This window comes from Lacinutrix jangbogonensis, assembly GCF_000797445.1.
Classification (GTDB): domain Bacteria; phylum Bacteroidota; class Bacteroidia; order Flavobacteriales; family Flavobacteriaceae; genus Lacinutrix; species Lacinutrix jangbogonensis.
The window spans coordinates 243,870-257,156 of sequence record NZ_JSWF01000025.1; the positions used below are offsets into that span (position 1 = coordinate 243,870).

General features: G+C 31.7%; 16 protein-coding genes and 1 tRNA gene. 10 read left to right on the forward strand and 7 right to left on the reverse strand.

The window, feature by feature from the left end:
* On the reverse strand, nucleotides 1-480 hold the full coding sequence (locus RH82_RS07910; RefSeq protein ID WP_034059596.1) for a Dps family protein: 480 nt from the start codon (nucleotides 478-480) through the stop codon (nucleotides 1-3).
* Between the two features lie 114 nt (nucleotides 481-594).
* Here RH82_RS07910 and RH82_RS07915 point away from each other — a divergent pair, with 114 nt between their 5' ends.
* Nucleotides 595-1,533: a hydrogen peroxide-inducible genes activator gene (locus RH82_RS07915; protein WP_034059598.1), complete on the forward strand. Its 939-nt coding sequence runs from the start codon at nucleotides 595-597 to the stop codon at nucleotides 1,531-1,533.
* 37 nt (nucleotides 1,534-1,570) lie between these two features.
* Here RH82_RS07915 and RH82_RS18800 read toward each other — a convergent pair whose 3' ends face one another.
* The 3 genes from RH82_RS18800 to RH82_RS07930 form a co-directional block, all read right to left on the reverse strand.
* Nucleotides 1,571-1,768: a hypothetical protein gene (locus tag RH82_RS18800; protein WP_034059600.1), complete on the reverse strand. Its 198-nt coding sequence runs from the start codon at nucleotides 1,766-1,768 to the stop codon at nucleotides 1,571-1,573.
* 145 nt (nucleotides 1,769-1,913) lie between these two features.
* The gene (locus RH82_RS07925) at nucleotides 1,914-2,711 is read right to left on the reverse strand and encodes a TIGR00266 family protein (protein WP_034059602.1); all 798 of its coding nucleotides are present in this window, start codon (nucleotides 2,709-2,711) and stop codon (nucleotides 1,914-1,916) included.
* Between the two features lie 271 nt (nucleotides 2,712-2,982).
* Nucleotides 2,983-3,438 carry a DUF4442 domain-containing protein gene (locus RH82_RS07930; RefSeq protein WP_034059604.1) on the reverse strand — a complete coding sequence of 152 codons (456 nt, stop codon included), beginning with the start codon at nucleotides 3,436-3,438 and terminating at the stop codon, nucleotides 2,983-2,985.
* Between the two features lie 142 nt (nucleotides 3,439-3,580).
* Between RH82_RS07930 and RH82_RS07935 the strand changes: the two genes are divergently transcribed.
* The 4 genes from RH82_RS07935 (at nucleotide 3,581) to RH82_RS07950 (ending at nucleotide 7,321) form a co-directional block, all read left to right on the forward strand.
* Entirely contained in the window at nucleotides 3,581-4,027 is a 447-nt protein-coding gene (locus tag RH82_RS07935; RefSeq protein ID WP_034059606.1) for a DUF4870 domain-containing protein, read from the forward strand.
* 83 nt (nucleotides 4,028-4,110) lie between these two features.
* The gene (locus tag RH82_RS07940; RefSeq protein ID WP_034059609.1) at nucleotides 4,111-4,455 is read left to right on the forward strand and encodes a PadR family transcriptional regulator; all 345 of its coding nucleotides are present in this window, start codon (nucleotides 4,111-4,113) and stop codon (nucleotides 4,453-4,455) included.
* On the forward strand, nucleotides 4,448-6,295 hold the full coding sequence (locus RH82_RS07945) for a PspC domain-containing protein (RefSeq protein WP_034059612.1): 1,848 nt from the start codon (nucleotides 4,448-4,450) through the stop codon (nucleotides 6,293-6,295). The genes RH82_RS07940 and RH82_RS07945 overlap by 8 nt, the downstream gene beginning before the upstream one ends.
* A gap of 177 nt (nucleotides 6,296-6,472) precedes the next feature.
* The gene (locus RH82_RS07950; protein WP_034059615.1) at nucleotides 6,473-7,321 is read left to right on the forward strand and encodes a GIN domain-containing protein; all 849 of its coding nucleotides are present in this window, start codon (nucleotides 6,473-6,475) and stop codon (nucleotides 7,319-7,321) included.
* 147 nt (nucleotides 7,322-7,468) lie between these two features.
* On the opposite strand, the gene trxB is transcribed toward RH82_RS07950, so the two are convergent.
* The 3 genes from trxB to RH82_RS07965 form a co-directional block, all read right to left on the reverse strand.
* The gene (gene trxB, locus RH82_RS07955) at nucleotides 7,469-8,452 is read right to left on the reverse strand and encodes a thioredoxin-disulfide reductase (RefSeq protein ID WP_034059617.1); all 984 of its coding nucleotides are present in this window, start codon (nucleotides 8,450-8,452) and stop codon (nucleotides 7,469-7,471) included.
* Nucleotides 8,453-8,615: 163 nt separating this feature from the next.
* Complete coding sequence (locus RH82_RS07960; RefSeq protein ID WP_034059619.1) at nucleotides 8,616-8,948, reverse strand: YtxH domain-containing protein; 333 nt, start codon at nucleotides 8,946-8,948, stop codon at nucleotides 8,616-8,618.
* Between the two features lie 317 nt (nucleotides 8,949-9,265).
* A tRNA-Pro gene (locus RH82_RS07965) sits at nucleotides 9,266-9,340 on the reverse strand.
* A gap of 112 nt (nucleotides 9,341-9,452) precedes the next feature.
* Between RH82_RS07965 and RH82_RS07970 the strand changes: the two genes are divergently transcribed.
* From RH82_RS07970 to RH82_RS07990, 5 genes are all read left to right on the forward strand, one after another.
* Nucleotides 9,453-10,556, forward strand: a complete 1,104-nt coding sequence (locus RH82_RS07970) for a PQQ-dependent sugar dehydrogenase (RefSeq protein ID WP_034059620.1) — start codon at nucleotides 9,453-9,455, stop codon at nucleotides 10,554-10,556.
* Nucleotides 10,557-10,631: 75 nt separating this feature from the next.
* Nucleotides 10,632-10,982, forward strand: coding sequence for a c-type cytochrome (locus RH82_RS07975; RefSeq protein WP_052158259.1), 351 nt, complete (start codon nucleotides 10,632-10,634; stop codon nucleotides 10,980-10,982).
* A 50-nt stretch (nucleotides 10,983-11,032) separates the two neighbouring features.
* Nucleotides 11,033-11,641 (forward strand): uridine kinase, encoded by a 609-nt coding sequence (udk, locus tag RH82_RS07980; RefSeq protein WP_034059624.1) that lies wholly within the window; start codon nucleotides 11,033-11,035, stop codon nucleotides 11,639-11,641.
* Complete coding sequence (locus RH82_RS07985) at nucleotides 11,641-11,943, forward strand: FtsB family cell division protein (protein ID WP_034059625.1); 303 nt, start codon at nucleotides 11,641-11,643, stop codon at nucleotides 11,941-11,943. Before udk ends, RH82_RS07985 begins: the two co-directional genes overlap by 1 nt.
* Entirely contained in the window at nucleotides 11,936-13,279 is a 1,344-nt protein-coding gene (locus RH82_RS07990; RefSeq protein WP_034059627.1) for a methylmalonyl-CoA mutase subunit beta, read from the forward strand. The genes RH82_RS07985 and RH82_RS07990 overlap by 8 nt, the downstream gene beginning before the upstream one ends.
* The last annotated feature ends 8 nt before the right edge of the window (nucleotides 13,280-13,287 follow it).

The following is a 13,287-nucleotide window of genomic DNA, read 5'->3' on the forward strand; positions in this document are numbered from 1 at the left end:
CTATACACTTTCACCTAACCAAGCATTCATCATCCAAACGGTTTTTTCTTGTTGGGTAATAAAATCGCTCATCATAGAATTAGTACCTTCATCGTTAGCATCTCCAGATTTAATTAAAATTTGTCGCTCTAGTTTTAATAATTCTGTTAATGAACTTACGATTAATTGAACTGCATCAACATCTTTAGACACATTTTTACCAACCGGTACTTTTGCAGTTTTAAGGTAATCATCAAATGTATGCAAAGGTGTTTCGCCTAAAGTAAGCACACGTTCTGCTAGCTCATCTACTTTTATATTCGCATCAGTATAAAGCTCTTCAAATTTAACATGTAAGTCAAAAAAATTCTTTCCTCTAATGTTCCAATGAATACCTCTTAGATTCTGATAATACGTTTGAAAATTTGCTAATAAACCGTTTAAATCCTTTGCTATATCTTTCGTTTTGTTTGTATCTAATCCTAATATATTTAATGTCATATCCTTTATTTTAATACTGATTAATTATTACTTCAAAGGTAAACTGAAATTAAATGTTAATTGTAATAGTTTTTATTGATAGATTTTATATTTTTATAGTTTAAAACTATATAGATGACAATCACACAATTAACATACGTTCTTGCCGTAGCAGAACAACAGAATTTTACAAAAGCAGCAGAAAAGTGTTTTGTAACGCAGCCTACATTAAGTATGCAAATTCAGAAACTAGAAGACCAACTAGACATTCTAATTTTTGATAGAAGCAAAAAACCTATTGAATTAACAGATGTTGGCAGAAAAATAGTAAGCCAAGCAAGGAATATTGTAAACGAGTCCAATAGAATACAAGATATTGTAGACCAGCAAAAAGGATTTATAGGAGGTGAGTTTAGATTGGGGATTATTCCCACAATAATGCCTACGTTATTACCAATGTTTCTAAAATCTTTTATTAAAAAGTATCCAAAAGTAAAACTTAAAATTGAGGAGCTTACTACCGAGGAAATAATCAGTAGAATTAATGATGGCCATTTAGATGCCGCCATTGCAGCAACGCCTCTAGAAAACGATTCAATTAAAGAGCGTGTGCTGTATTTCGAGCCTTTTATGGCTTATATTCCACAAAGTCATCGCTTAAGTAGTAAAAAAACAATAAGCACAGACGATTTAGATATAGAAGATATGCTATTACTTGAAGATGGCCATTGTTTTAGAGATGGCGTTATTAATTTATGTCGTGTGTTTAAAGATCAAAACGATGAGAATTTTCAGCTTGAAAGTGGCAGTATAGAAACGTTGATAAAACTATCTAATGAAGGCTTGGGTATGACCTTATTACCCTATCTACATACATTAGATATTAACGAGAAAACAAGAAATAATTTAAAAGAATTTAATGCACCCTCTCCAGCTCGAGAAGTCAGTATTATTTATCATAAAAGCGAATTAAAAATGCAAATTATAGAAGCGCTACAAGATGTTATTTCTGGGATTATAAGAGGTGCAATAGCATTTCAAAATGTGCAGATAATAAGTCCATTGGCAAAATAGTTTAAAATAAAAAAAGTGACTTTTCAGTCACTTTTTTTTATGCTTTTAAATAGATTAGACATTTGTTTAGATCTGGATTTTTGTTCACTAAGGACTGAATAAAAATCTTAAGTTCTTCAATTTCATATGGTAATAATCGCTGAAGTGCTTTTTGAACCTCTTTACAAAACAAGTTAGTATCAAAACTAACTTTATTGAGTATTGTTTTAGTATACTCGAACATTGCTCTCGCCATAATTAGTAATAGGATTTAGTTAAAAAAAAAGTAATTATCAAGAATAGGCAAGTGTTTTATTTGTGTTCAATAAATGTAGTGAAAATATCAATCCGAAAATTGTTTTACCCATAATTTAACAGTTAAAATAATCACAATTAATAGTTTAAAATTTATTATCGCCATCTATAAAATTCCCTAAACCACCTAAAATACTACCCTCGCCCTTACTATTACCTCCTTTAGGCAAACTTGCCAAAACACGACCTGCTAATCTACTAAATGGCAACGATTGAATATAAACAGTTCCAGGACCTTGTAATTTTGCGAAAAATAGGCCTTCTCCTCCAAATACAGTATTCTTAATACCTCCAACAAATTCAATGTCATAGTTTACGCTTTGGGTAAAACCAATAATACAGCCAGTATCTACACGTAAAGTTTCTCCTGCTTTAAGTTCTTTTTTGGCTGTAGTACCACCAGCGTGAACAAAAGCCATTCCATCACCTTCCAATTTTTGCATAATAAAGCCTTCACCTCCAAAAAGTCCGCGCCCAAGTTTTTTATTAAACTCAATACCAACACTTACTCCTTTTGCAGCGCACAAAAAAGCATCTTTTTGACAAATAAATTTACCATTAAACTGAGTTAAATCTATTGGGATAATTTTCCCAGGATATGGCGATGCAAAAGAAACGTTTCTTTTACCGTCCAGAACGTTGTAAAAGGCTGTCATAAATAAACTTTCACCGGTTAATATGCGCTTTCCAGCACCAAGAATTTTACCAAGAAAACTTTCATCTTTTCTAGAGCCATCACCAAAAATGGTTTCCATTTTAATACCATCGTCCATCATCATAAAACTCCCGGATTCTGCAACAACACCTTCATTAGGATCGAGTTCTATCTCTACATATTGCATTTCTTCTCCGTAAATTCTGTAATCTATTTCGTGCGCTGACATATTTATATGGTTTTAATTACACCTATAAGTAACGGTTTTATTTAAAGCGTTACATGTTTTTATTACTTTTTAAGGTGAAATACTCTAGTGTTTCTAAAAACGCTAAACCTTTTAGATCAAACCTTTCGATTATTACTCAATTAAAACACAATTCCCATCAACAGAAATAAGGAACACAATCAATATGAGGGTGTAGAACAAATATTTTAAATTTTGACGATAGCGTTTTAAAATCGGCCTCAAGTTCAAATTCATTTTTAATGTCAACTTCTTATCCCTTAACTTTAACAGACCACTCAAAATTAAAAGTAGAAACAATTATTCCATCTTCATTTTTCCCAATCGATTGCATCCAGAAAGCATATCCTTCTCCCGTTTCGATAGATTTGTTTAATGCATCGTCAATAAGATGTCCATCTTTACATTCAAAAGTTATTCTACCAGTTGCTTTTTTGGTAAAAGAAGCATTGTTATTGGTTACCAACATAGATACTTTTTTACCACTTTCTTTAATTTTCATTAAAACCAAAGCACCGGTTGCTAACTCTGCAGCCATACCTTGAACTGCCCAAAACATGGATTTAAATGGATTTTGATTAATCCATCTGTGCTTTACTTTAACTGAGCATGAGTCTTTTGTAATATCTGTAACTCGCACTCCCAATATATAAACTGAAGGAAGCTTAAGCATGTTGAACATATTGATTTTTCTAGGTGTGAGCTTCATTATTTGTATATTTTTTATCAAAATTATTAAAAATAACTGACATTACAATATGTTAATTTTTTGTTAAATTCTAGTACTATGTGTTACATAATACCTTTTTAAAGACATATATTTGTATAAGCAACTATTATATACTTTTAACATGGAAGAAAAAAATCACACAAATATTGCCACCTTTATACACTTATCTACCTTTTCAAGGTTTATTATTCCTTTTGGAAACTTTTTAGGGCCTTTAATATTATGGGTAATAAATAAGGATAAATCTCAATTTATTGATGAGAATGGTAAGCAAGCAATTAACTTTCAAATAAGCATATTAATTTATTCTTTGGTTATTGGATTAATAACCATTCCGTTTTTTGCCTTTAGTATATTTAATGGTTTTGACTTTATGGATTTTGATCTTTTTAATAGTATTCATTTAAACATAAGCAAACCTTCTCCTCTATTTTATATTGGAGGTTCTTTAGGATTCTTAGCTGTTATTGGTTTTATATTAGAAATCGTTTTTATAGTAAAAGCAAGTTTAAGAGCTAGAGATGGAGAAATTTACGATTACCCTTTAAGTATAAAGTTTTTAAAATAATTTAAACTGAAATAGTTTCAGTTTCACAAATAATCAATCAATCAAAAAATGAACAGTTTAACAACATTAAATCGCATGACAATATGAAGATAGAAAACACAAAAGCACAAATGCGTAAAGGTGTTTTAGAGTATTGCATTTTATCAGTCTTAAAAGACAATGATGCATACGTTGCCGAAATTTTAGGCACACTAAAAGACGCTAAGTTGCTTGTAGTAGAAGGTACAATTTACCCACTACTTACAAGACTGAAAAACGCAGGACTTCTTAACTATCGTTGGGAAGAAAGTACCTCTGGACCACCAAGAAAGTATTACGGATTAACAGAAACAGGACAATTGTTTCTAAAAGAATTAACTAAAACTTGGGACGAATTACAAACAGCAGTTAACATTGTAACACCCTCAAAAACCACAACAAATGAATAAGACAGTCAACATAAATTTAGCAGGTATATTTTTTCACATAGATGAAAATGCATACTTAAAATTACAGCGCTATCTTGAGGCTATAAAACGTTCATTTACAGACTCTCAAGGACGATCAGAAATAATTTCAGACATAGAAGCACGTATCTCCGAATTATTTTTAGAACGTATAATAAACGATAAACAAGTTATTGGTAACAAAGAAGTTGACGAGGTTATTACCATTATGGGACAACCTGAAGACTACCTTGTGGATGATGAGATATTTGAAGACGAACCTCAACAAAGAACGCATACAAAAGGAAGAAATAAAAAACTATATAGAGACACTGAGAACTCTTACGTAGGTGGTGTTTCTTCTGGGTTAGCACATTATTTTGGAATGGATGCTATTTGGGTTAGAATTATATGGCTAGTATTAGTTATTGGTGGTTTTGGTACTGGAGTATTAATATATATTCTACTTTGGATATTGGTTCCAGAAGCTAAAACTACTTCTGAAAAAATTCTAATGACTGGTAAAAACGTTACCATATCTAACATCGAAAAAAAAATTCGTGATGGGTTTGGAACTGTTTCAGACAGTGTTGGGCAAAATTTGCAAACCGCAGGCGATAAACTAAAAGAAGGCTTCGAATCTGCAAGTGATAACCTTTCAAACTCCGTTAAAAATATAGATGTAAACAAATCAACAAACAGAATAAAGTCAAGTTCACAGACCTTTTTCGATACTATTGCAGATATTTTTATGTTCTTCTTAAAAATCTTCGCAAAATTTATTGGAATCATTTTAATGATTGCAGGAGCTGCAGGTTTTATAGCGACTACAGTTGCTTTTATCTCTGCAAATTTTATAGATCGCCTAAATTTTGGTGATTCGGATATAATGTATTGGTCAGAAGCCTCTAACACACCATTTTGGTTAGTAGGTTCAATGTTATACTTTTTAATAGGTATTCCACTCTTATTATTATTTTATTTAGGTCTTAAAATTTTAGTAAACAATCTAAGATCAATTGGTAACGTAGCAAAATTCACACTCCTAGGGATTTGGTTACTAGCATTAATTGGCATCTGTATAGTTGGCGCAAAACAAGGCTTATCATATAGCGAAAAAGCACCTTCTATTTCAAATGAAAAAATAGAAAGCATCACAAAAAATGATACTTTATTTCTTTCAATGAAAAATAACGAAACATACGCAGAAGGCTATTACAGAGATTTTCATAATTTTAGAAATGCTTTTGATGACAATGGAAATAAAATATCGTTTGCAAGAAGTGTCGCTTTTAGAATTCGCTCTACTAGAGATAGCATCGCCAAAATTAAAGTGGTAAAAACAGCAAGAAATTCATCTTTTGATTCGGCTAAAAAATTAGCAGACAACATTATTTATGAATATGAATTAATTGGTAATGAATTACTTTTAGACAATCACATCATTATTCCAAATGAAGACATGAAAAGAGATCAACGCGTTGAAGTAACTATATATTTACCTATAGGAACTACTCTTTTTGCTGAAGAAAACACACATAGATTTCATACTAATAATTGTTTATTATCAAAAACCGAAGAAGGTCATTTTCTAACCGTTGCAAATGGTAAATTAATATGTAATGATTGCGAAGAAGACAACGACGATGACACTTTTGAAATCGACGTAAACATTAACAAAGATGGCGCAAAACTGAAAATAAATTCTGAAGTATTTGAAGCTTCGACCAGTGCAAGCTCTATAAAAATTAATGAAGATGGTGTTAAAAGTAAAACCGATAACGTTGAAGTAAATATTGACGAAGACGGTATTAAAATAACTACTGACAAGAATGAAGAATAATAATTAATAAAACTAAAAACCATGATTTCTATTGCGAAATTTATAATTAGCTTAATATTAGATGTTTTAGTTTAAAAACAACATCAATCAAAAGCAATCAACCACAAACCATCCCATCCTTTTTAATAAGTTTGGGATGTTTTTTGTTATACCTTTGTCCATCAATAAATATAACTAATGAAAACAAAAACATACCTCCTAATTCTAAGCTGTTTAATTAGCGTTTATGGACTTGCTCAAAGCGTAGAAAAAATTAAAGGAAATAAAAATGTGACGACTCTAATTACAGAAATAAATACTTTTAATCGATTAGTTATTGGTGACGATTTTAAAATTAATCTAAAACAAGGCAAAACACCTTCTGTAAAAATAGTTACAGATGATAATCTACATGAAGTAGTAGAATTCAAAGTGATTAATGGAAGTCTGAATTTTATAAAAAGTAAGAGAATCACTTCGAGAAAGAAAATGGAAATCACAGTAATATTTAGTGATTCTTTAAATATTATAGAATTAAAAGAAGATGCAGAATTAACAAGTTCAAATACCATAAAACTAAACCATTTAATATTAAGAGCGAAAGAATCTTCTGAAGCTTATTTAACCGTTGAGGCTGAAACTTTTCAATACATTGGAACCGGGAAAACCAAAGCAGAATTAAACATTTCAACAAATATTGATGTTACTATAGATTTAAGCGACAATAGCAATCTAAAAGCTGTTATTGGAGCACTGGATATAAAAATAAATATGCTACAGCGTGCTTATGCTAAAATTGAAGGCCATAGTAAAAGCTTAACAGTTAGCACAGATAACTCTACTGTCTTAAAAGCTAATAAATTAGCAACCAATAGTTGTGTTTTAATTACTGAAGGACGTGCAGATGTTCATGTTAAAGTAAAGGAAAACCTGATTATTGAAGGATCTGGAACAACAGAAACTTACATATATGGCAATCCTAAAATGGAATTGGTAAGATTTGAAGACGAAGCTATTTTAAGAAAAAAAATCATGAGCAAACAATAGCTAATCAACAACAAAAAAACCGAAGCATTCGCTTCGGTTCTTTTTGTTATGAGAATGTCCCTGTTTAATTTTGAGATTTCAACGTACATTGAGAACAATTAAACTTGTAACAATCTAAAGACTTCGTTTAAAATTGTTAAATCTTATTTAATTATAAGTAGCCGTACTCACTTCAAAAGTAGAATCTTTAGCTGCTAAATAACGTTCTGCATCTAAAGCTGCCATACAACCTGTTCCTGCAGCAGTAACAGCTTGTCTGTATACATGATCTGCCGCATCACCACTTACAAAAACACCACCAATATTAGTTTTAGATGTACCAGGATTAGCATTTATAATGTAACCCGTTTCATCTAAATCTAGAAAACCTTTAAAGATATCTGTATTGGGTTTGTGACCAATAGCAACAAAAAATCCAGTTGAAGAAATATCGTGCTTTTCTTTTGTTAGGTTATTAAAAACTCTTACGCCTGTAACAACTTGTCCATCCCCTAAAACCTCATCAGTTTCTGTATTGAATAAAATTTCTATATTTTCAGTATTCTTAACTCTAGCAGCCATAATTTTAGATGCTCTAAAAGCATCACGTCTAACTAACATAGTAACTTTAGTACATAGTTTAGATAAATAGTGTGCTTCTTCACAAGCACTATCTCCCGCTCCAACAATAACTACTTCTTGGTTTCTATAAAAGAATCCATCGCAAACCGCACAAGCTGAAACGCCTCCACCAAGTTTTAAATATTTTTGTTCAGAATCTAAACCTAAATATTTAGCACTCGCTCCTGTAGAAATAATTACCGTTTCACAGTGTATTTCTTTTTCTTCATTTACCCATACTTTGTGAACATCTCCAGAAAAATCAACTTTGGTAATCCAACCATCGCGCACATCTGTTTCAAAACGCTCTGCTTGCGCTTGCAGCTCCATCATCATTGCTGGTCCTGTTATACCTTCTGGATAACCAGGGAAATTTTCAACTTCATTAGTTGTTGTTAGCTGTCCACCAGGTTGTGTACCTTGGTATAAAACAGGTTTCATATTTGCTCTGGCAGCATAAATGGCAGCAGTATATCCCGCTGGTCCAGAACCTATTATTAAGCATTTTACTTTTTCTATTGTATCAGACATATTCCAAAAAATTTATATTACAAAAGTAGGAGTTTTGATAGAAACCTTACAGTTAAGTTATCAACAGAAATTATAGATCAATAAGTTCTATTAATAGTAAAAATCGGCTCATAGCCGATTTTTAATTTCCGTTTTTACTAAAATAGATTAAACTTAGTTATCACTATGATGTTTTCTGCAACTTCTTATTCTTTTCCTTTAAAATCTTTAAACCTTTCTCCAAGACATTAATAACATCATCTGCTTTGTGGCTTGCTTTATTTGCAACTATTCCTATCTCTTCTTTGAACTTGGCCTTACCAACCTTAACAGATGCTGTAAGATCTTCCTTTAAAACAGAAGCATCTTTTTTAATTACATCTACAACGTTTAAACTTTCGTCTTTTAGATATTCTCTAGTATTGGCACCTTTATCTGGTGCAAATAACACACCTAATGCTGCACCTAATGCAGATCCTAATATTAATCCTATCGCAACGGTTCCTTTATTAATCATAATTTTTCCTTTTTTGTATTAAACTACTCCTATTAGTCTAAAAACCTCCTCACTTGTTACAAACAAACTAAATAAGAACTAGTTAGATAAAAAAAAAAAAAAATGTCACTGAAAATTTTACATAAAAAAACCCAGTAAGCACTGAGCTTTAAAAGTTATTCTGGCAGGATTACTTTCATAAATCATTATATAAGGTTTGCTGCTAATAAAAGCTTTCAAGTTCCATGATCACTCAGTTCTTTTTTCAAGCAATGTTTTTGAACACGTTCACAAAACTGCATAAAAAAAGCCTTGTAGAATTACAAAGCTCTTTTTTGTCGGGGTGGCAGGATTCGAACCTGCGGCCTCCACGTCCCAAACGTGGCGCGATAACCGGGCTACGCTACACCCCGAAAATAGTTATCAAAACTAAAACCGTTAAATTTTAGAAGTGCAAATATACTTTACTTATTTAAATAACAAACTATTTTTATTGTAAATTGTACAAAACATTTCAATAAAATAATGAGAACACAAAAAACCACCTACTGTTTACTGTTTTTAATCACTTTTTTCGCTTGTGCTCAAGACAAAAACCCAGTTAATATTAAAAATTCTCACGAAGTTGTGGTTTCAGGATTAACCAATCCTTGGGGATTTGTATTTCTTCCAGATAATTCAATATTAATTACCGAGAAAGCAGGTAAACTAATTCATTTTAAAAATAAAACTAAAAAGGAAATAAAAGGCTTACCAGAAATTTATGTTCGTGGTCAAGGTGGATTATTAGATATTAACATTCATCCAAATTACCAAAATAATGGCTGGATTTATTTTTCTTATGCGTCGCCAAAAGGAGAAGAAGCAGGAGGTAATACAGCTATTATGAGAGCGAAAATAGAAAATGATTCTTTAGTTGAAAAAGAATTACTTTACAAAGCAGGACCAAATACCACTAAAGGTCAGCATTTTGGTTCAAGAATCGTTTTTGACAAAGAAGGTTACCTTTTCTTTACCATTGGCGAACGCGGCAATCGTGAGGAGAATCCGCAAGACATTACAAGAGATTGTGGAAAAGTGTATAGATTAAATGCTGACGGCACTATGCCAACTGATAATCCTTTTGTGAATTCTAAAGGAGCAAAACAAGCCATTTGGTCTTATGGACACCGCAATCCGCAAGGCATGGAATTGCATCCTGACACTAAAGACATTTGGATACATGAACATGGCCCAAAAGGTGGCGATGAAATAAATATTATTAAAAAAGGTAAAAACTACGGTTGGCCAATAATTACATATGGCAGGAATTATTCTGGCTCCAGCATTACAAACGAAACTAAAAAAGAAGGCATGGAACAACCGCTTCATTATTGGGATCCCTCTATTGCTCCAAGTGGTATGGCTTTTATTTCTTCGGATAACTACGGAGATTGGAAAGGAAGTTTACTTGTTGGCTCTTTAAAATTCAGCTATTTAGATCGCTGTGAACTAAAAAACGGTAAAGTTGTTAAGGAAGAAAGACTTCTTGATGGTATTGGCAGAGTGCGTTCTATTGAACAAGGTCCAGATGGTTTTATTTACGTTGGTGTGGAAAATTTAGGAATTGTTAAATTGATAAGAAATTAATTATAAATGAAAACTATCAGTTTCAACTTATGCCTTCTTTTTTTAATCTGTGCATGTCAATCTTCAGACAAAAAAATGGTTCAAAACAGTACTTTAATAAATCAAAATTTTTCTAAAGGCAAAGAAATCTATAATGACTTCTGTATGCAATGTCATATGCCAAAAGGCGAAGGTGTACCAAAAGCTTTTCCTCCTTTAGCAAAATCCGATTACTTAAAGAACAATAGATTAGAGAGTATAAAAGCAATTAAATACGGCCTTTCTGGAACCATTATTGTGAATGGCGAAAAATATAATTCTGCAATGGCGGCACAAGGCTTAAGCAATGAAGAAATCACCAATGTAATGAACTACATTACAAACAGTTGGGGAAACAAAAACACATCGTTAATAACTGAAGAAGAAGTTTCGCAGGTTGAACGCTAATATTTTGTTTCAAATTCCTAAATTTGTTTAGTTAAATTAAAATTTAAAACATGCTTATAATAGGAATTGCTGGTGGAACTGGTTGTGGAAAAACAACTGTAGTAGAGCAAATAATGAATGAATTACCAGAAGGTGAAGTTGGTATAATATCTCAAGATTCATATTACAAAGACACCTCAGACATGACTTACGAGGAACGTGTTAAAATTAATTTCGATCATCCAAAATCTATAGATTTCAAATTACTACGAAAGCACTTAAAAGCCCTTAAAGCGGGAAAAAGTATTGAGCAGCCTGTTTATTCTTTTGTAGATCATAATAGAACCAAAGAAACTGTTACTACACATCCTAAGCACGTAATGATTGTAGAAGGTATACTTATACTTAGTAAGCCTAGAATTCGGGACATGTTCGATATTAAAATATTTGTGCATGCCGATAGTGATGAGCGCCTAATTAGACGTGTAAAACGAGATATAGCAGAACGTGGTAGAGATATAAATGAAGTACTTACGCGTTACCAAACAACACTAAAACCAATGCATCAACAATTTATTGAACCCATGAAAGAGTATGCAGATTTAATTATACCTAACAATAAATACAATACTGTTGCAGTTGATATTGTGCGCACGATAATTAACGAAAAACTAACTTAATGCTTAAGTATTTAAAAAACATTTTCTTAATTATTTTTGTTGGATTCGCTATTTGGATGGTGTTTTTTGATGGTAACTCTTTATTAATTCATAATGAATTAAACACTGACATTGAAAAACTTGAGAACGAAAAAGAATATTATAAAAAAGAAATAACCAAAGACAACAAAGCTATTAAGGCATTAAAAAAAGAAGAAGGTTTAGAAAAATTCGCTCGTGAAGAATATTACATGAAACGCGATAACGAAGACATATATATTATAGAGTATCAAGACAGTTTAAAAGTTAAAACAGATGAGTAAAGAACTATTTAGCGATTTTGATGGTGTTTCTGCAAAAGCATGGAAACAAAAAATTCAAGTAGACCTTAAAGGTGCCGATTATAACGATACATTAATCTGGAATACTACTGAAGATATTAACGTAAAACCATTTTATCATGCCGACGATTTTGAAAACGATTCGTTTCTAAATGTACTATCTAACGGTTGGTCTATATGCCAAACTATTTTTGTTTTTGATGTAGAAAAATCTAACTCAAAAGCTATAAATGCTATTGAAAGAGGTGCCGAATCGATTACTTTTATTATTCCAAACACAAAAGTTTCTATTGATAATTTATTAAAAAATATCGATCCCACTTCTACTCCATTATATTTTGAATTACAGTTTTTAGACTCAGATTATGCTAAGAAATTATCTACCATTCCTGGTGTTTATCTTTTAACAGATAGTATTGGAAACCTTGCCAAATCTGGTAATTGGTTTACTAATTTAAAAAGTGACCACGAGCAATTAGAAAAAATTGTATCAGCGAATAGCAATACGCTTAGCGTAGATTTAAGTTTATACCAAAACGCAGGTGCAACTATAGTACAGCAATTGGCTTACAGTTTAGCGCATGCTAATGAGTATTTAAATCTGTTTACAACTGATTTTAAATCGCAAATCACTTTTAAAGTTTCAGTTGGAACAAATTATTTTTTCGAAATAGCGAAACTACGTGCTTTACGCGTACTTTGGAAAACTTTAGCTTCAGAATATGGGGTTAATAACCAATGCCATATTATCGCAACACCCACAAAACGCAATAAAACAATTTACGACTACAATACCAATATGTTGCGTACAACCACAGAATGTATGAGCGCTATTCTTGGTGGTGCAAATACAGTTTGTAATCTCGCTTACGATGCTATTTACCATAAAGACAACGAATTTGGAGAGCGCATTTCTAGAAATCAGCTTTTAGTTTTAAAGCACGAGAGTCATTTTAGTACTGTCGAAAATGCTTCGGATGGTGCTTATTATATTGAAAGTCTAACGCAACAACTAGCTGAAAAAGCATTGGTTTTATTTAAAGAGATTGAAAGCAAAGGCGGTTTTCTTAAACACTTAAAAGAAGGGTTAATTCAGAAAAAAATAAAAGAGAGTGCAGAAAAAGAGCAAGCCCATTTTAATAGCGGAGCGATAACATTATTGGGTACAAATAAACATCCAAATACTGATGATAGAATGAAAGACGATTTAGAACTCTATCCTTTTTTAAAAATGAATGCAAGAAAAACACTAATTGAGCCTGTTTTAGAAAGGCGATTAGCTGAAACCATAGAACAAAACCGATTAAAAACCGAATAAATATTTAT

What these genes read in the sequence shown, in the direction of transcription:
- RH82_RS07910 (WP_034059596.1), bottom strand. Translation starts at nt 480, where the DNA reads ATGACATTAAATATATTAGGATTAGATACAAACAAAACGAAAGATATA.
- RH82_RS07915 (WP_034059598.1), top strand. Translation starts at nt 595, where the DNA reads ATGACAATCACACAATTAACATACGTTCTTGCCGTAGCAGAACAACAG.
- RH82_RS18800 (WP_034059600.1), bottom strand. Translation starts at nt 1,768, where the DNA reads ATGGCGAGAGCAATGTTCGAGTATACTAAAACAATACTCAATAAAGTT.
- RH82_RS07925 (WP_034059602.1), bottom strand. Translation starts at nt 2,711, where the DNA reads ATGTCAGCGCACGAAATAGATTACAGAATTTACGGAGAAGAAATGCAA.
- RH82_RS07930 (WP_034059604.1), bottom strand. Translation starts at nt 3,438, where the DNA reads ATGAAGCTCACACCTAGAAAAATCAATATGTTCAACATGCTTAAGCTT.
- RH82_RS07935 (WP_034059606.1), top strand. Translation starts at nt 3,581, where the DNA reads ATGGAAGAAAAAAATCACACAAATATTGCCACCTTTATACACTTATCT.
- RH82_RS07940 (WP_034059609.1), top strand. Translation starts at nt 4,111, where the DNA reads ATGAAGATAGAAAACACAAAAGCACAAATGCGTAAAGGTGTTTTAGAG.
- RH82_RS07945 (WP_034059612.1), top strand. Translation starts at nt 4,448, where the DNA reads ATGAATAAGACAGTCAACATAAATTTAGCAGGTATATTTTTTCACATA.
- RH82_RS07950 (WP_034059615.1), top strand. Translation starts at nt 6,473, where the DNA reads ATGAAAACAAAAACATACCTCCTAATTCTAAGCTGTTTAATTAGCGTT.
- trxB (WP_034059617.1), bottom strand. Translation starts at nt 8,452, where the DNA reads ATGTCTGATACAATAGAAAAAGTAAAATGCTTAATAATAGGTTCTGGA.
- RH82_RS07960 (WP_034059619.1), bottom strand. Translation starts at nt 8,948, where the DNA reads ATGATTAATAAAGGAACCGTTGCGATAGGATTAATATTAGGATCTGCA.
- RH82_RS07970 (WP_034059620.1), top strand. Translation starts at nt 9,453, where the DNA reads ATGAGAACACAAAAAACCACCTACTGTTTACTGTTTTTAATCACTTTT.
- RH82_RS07975 (WP_052158259.1), top strand. Translation starts at nt 10,632, where the DNA reads ATGGTTCAAAACAGTACTTTAATAAATCAAAATTTTTCTAAAGGCAAA.
- udk (WP_034059624.1), top strand. Translation starts at nt 11,033, where the DNA reads ATGCTTATAATAGGAATTGCTGGTGGAACTGGTTGTGGAAAAACAACT.
- RH82_RS07985 (WP_034059625.1), top strand. Translation starts at nt 11,641, where the DNA reads ATGCTTAAGTATTTAAAAAACATTTTCTTAATTATTTTTGTTGGATTC.
- RH82_RS07990 (WP_034059627.1), top strand. Translation starts at nt 11,936, where the DNA reads ATGAGTAAAGAACTATTTAGCGATTTTGATGGTGTTTCTGCAAAAGCA.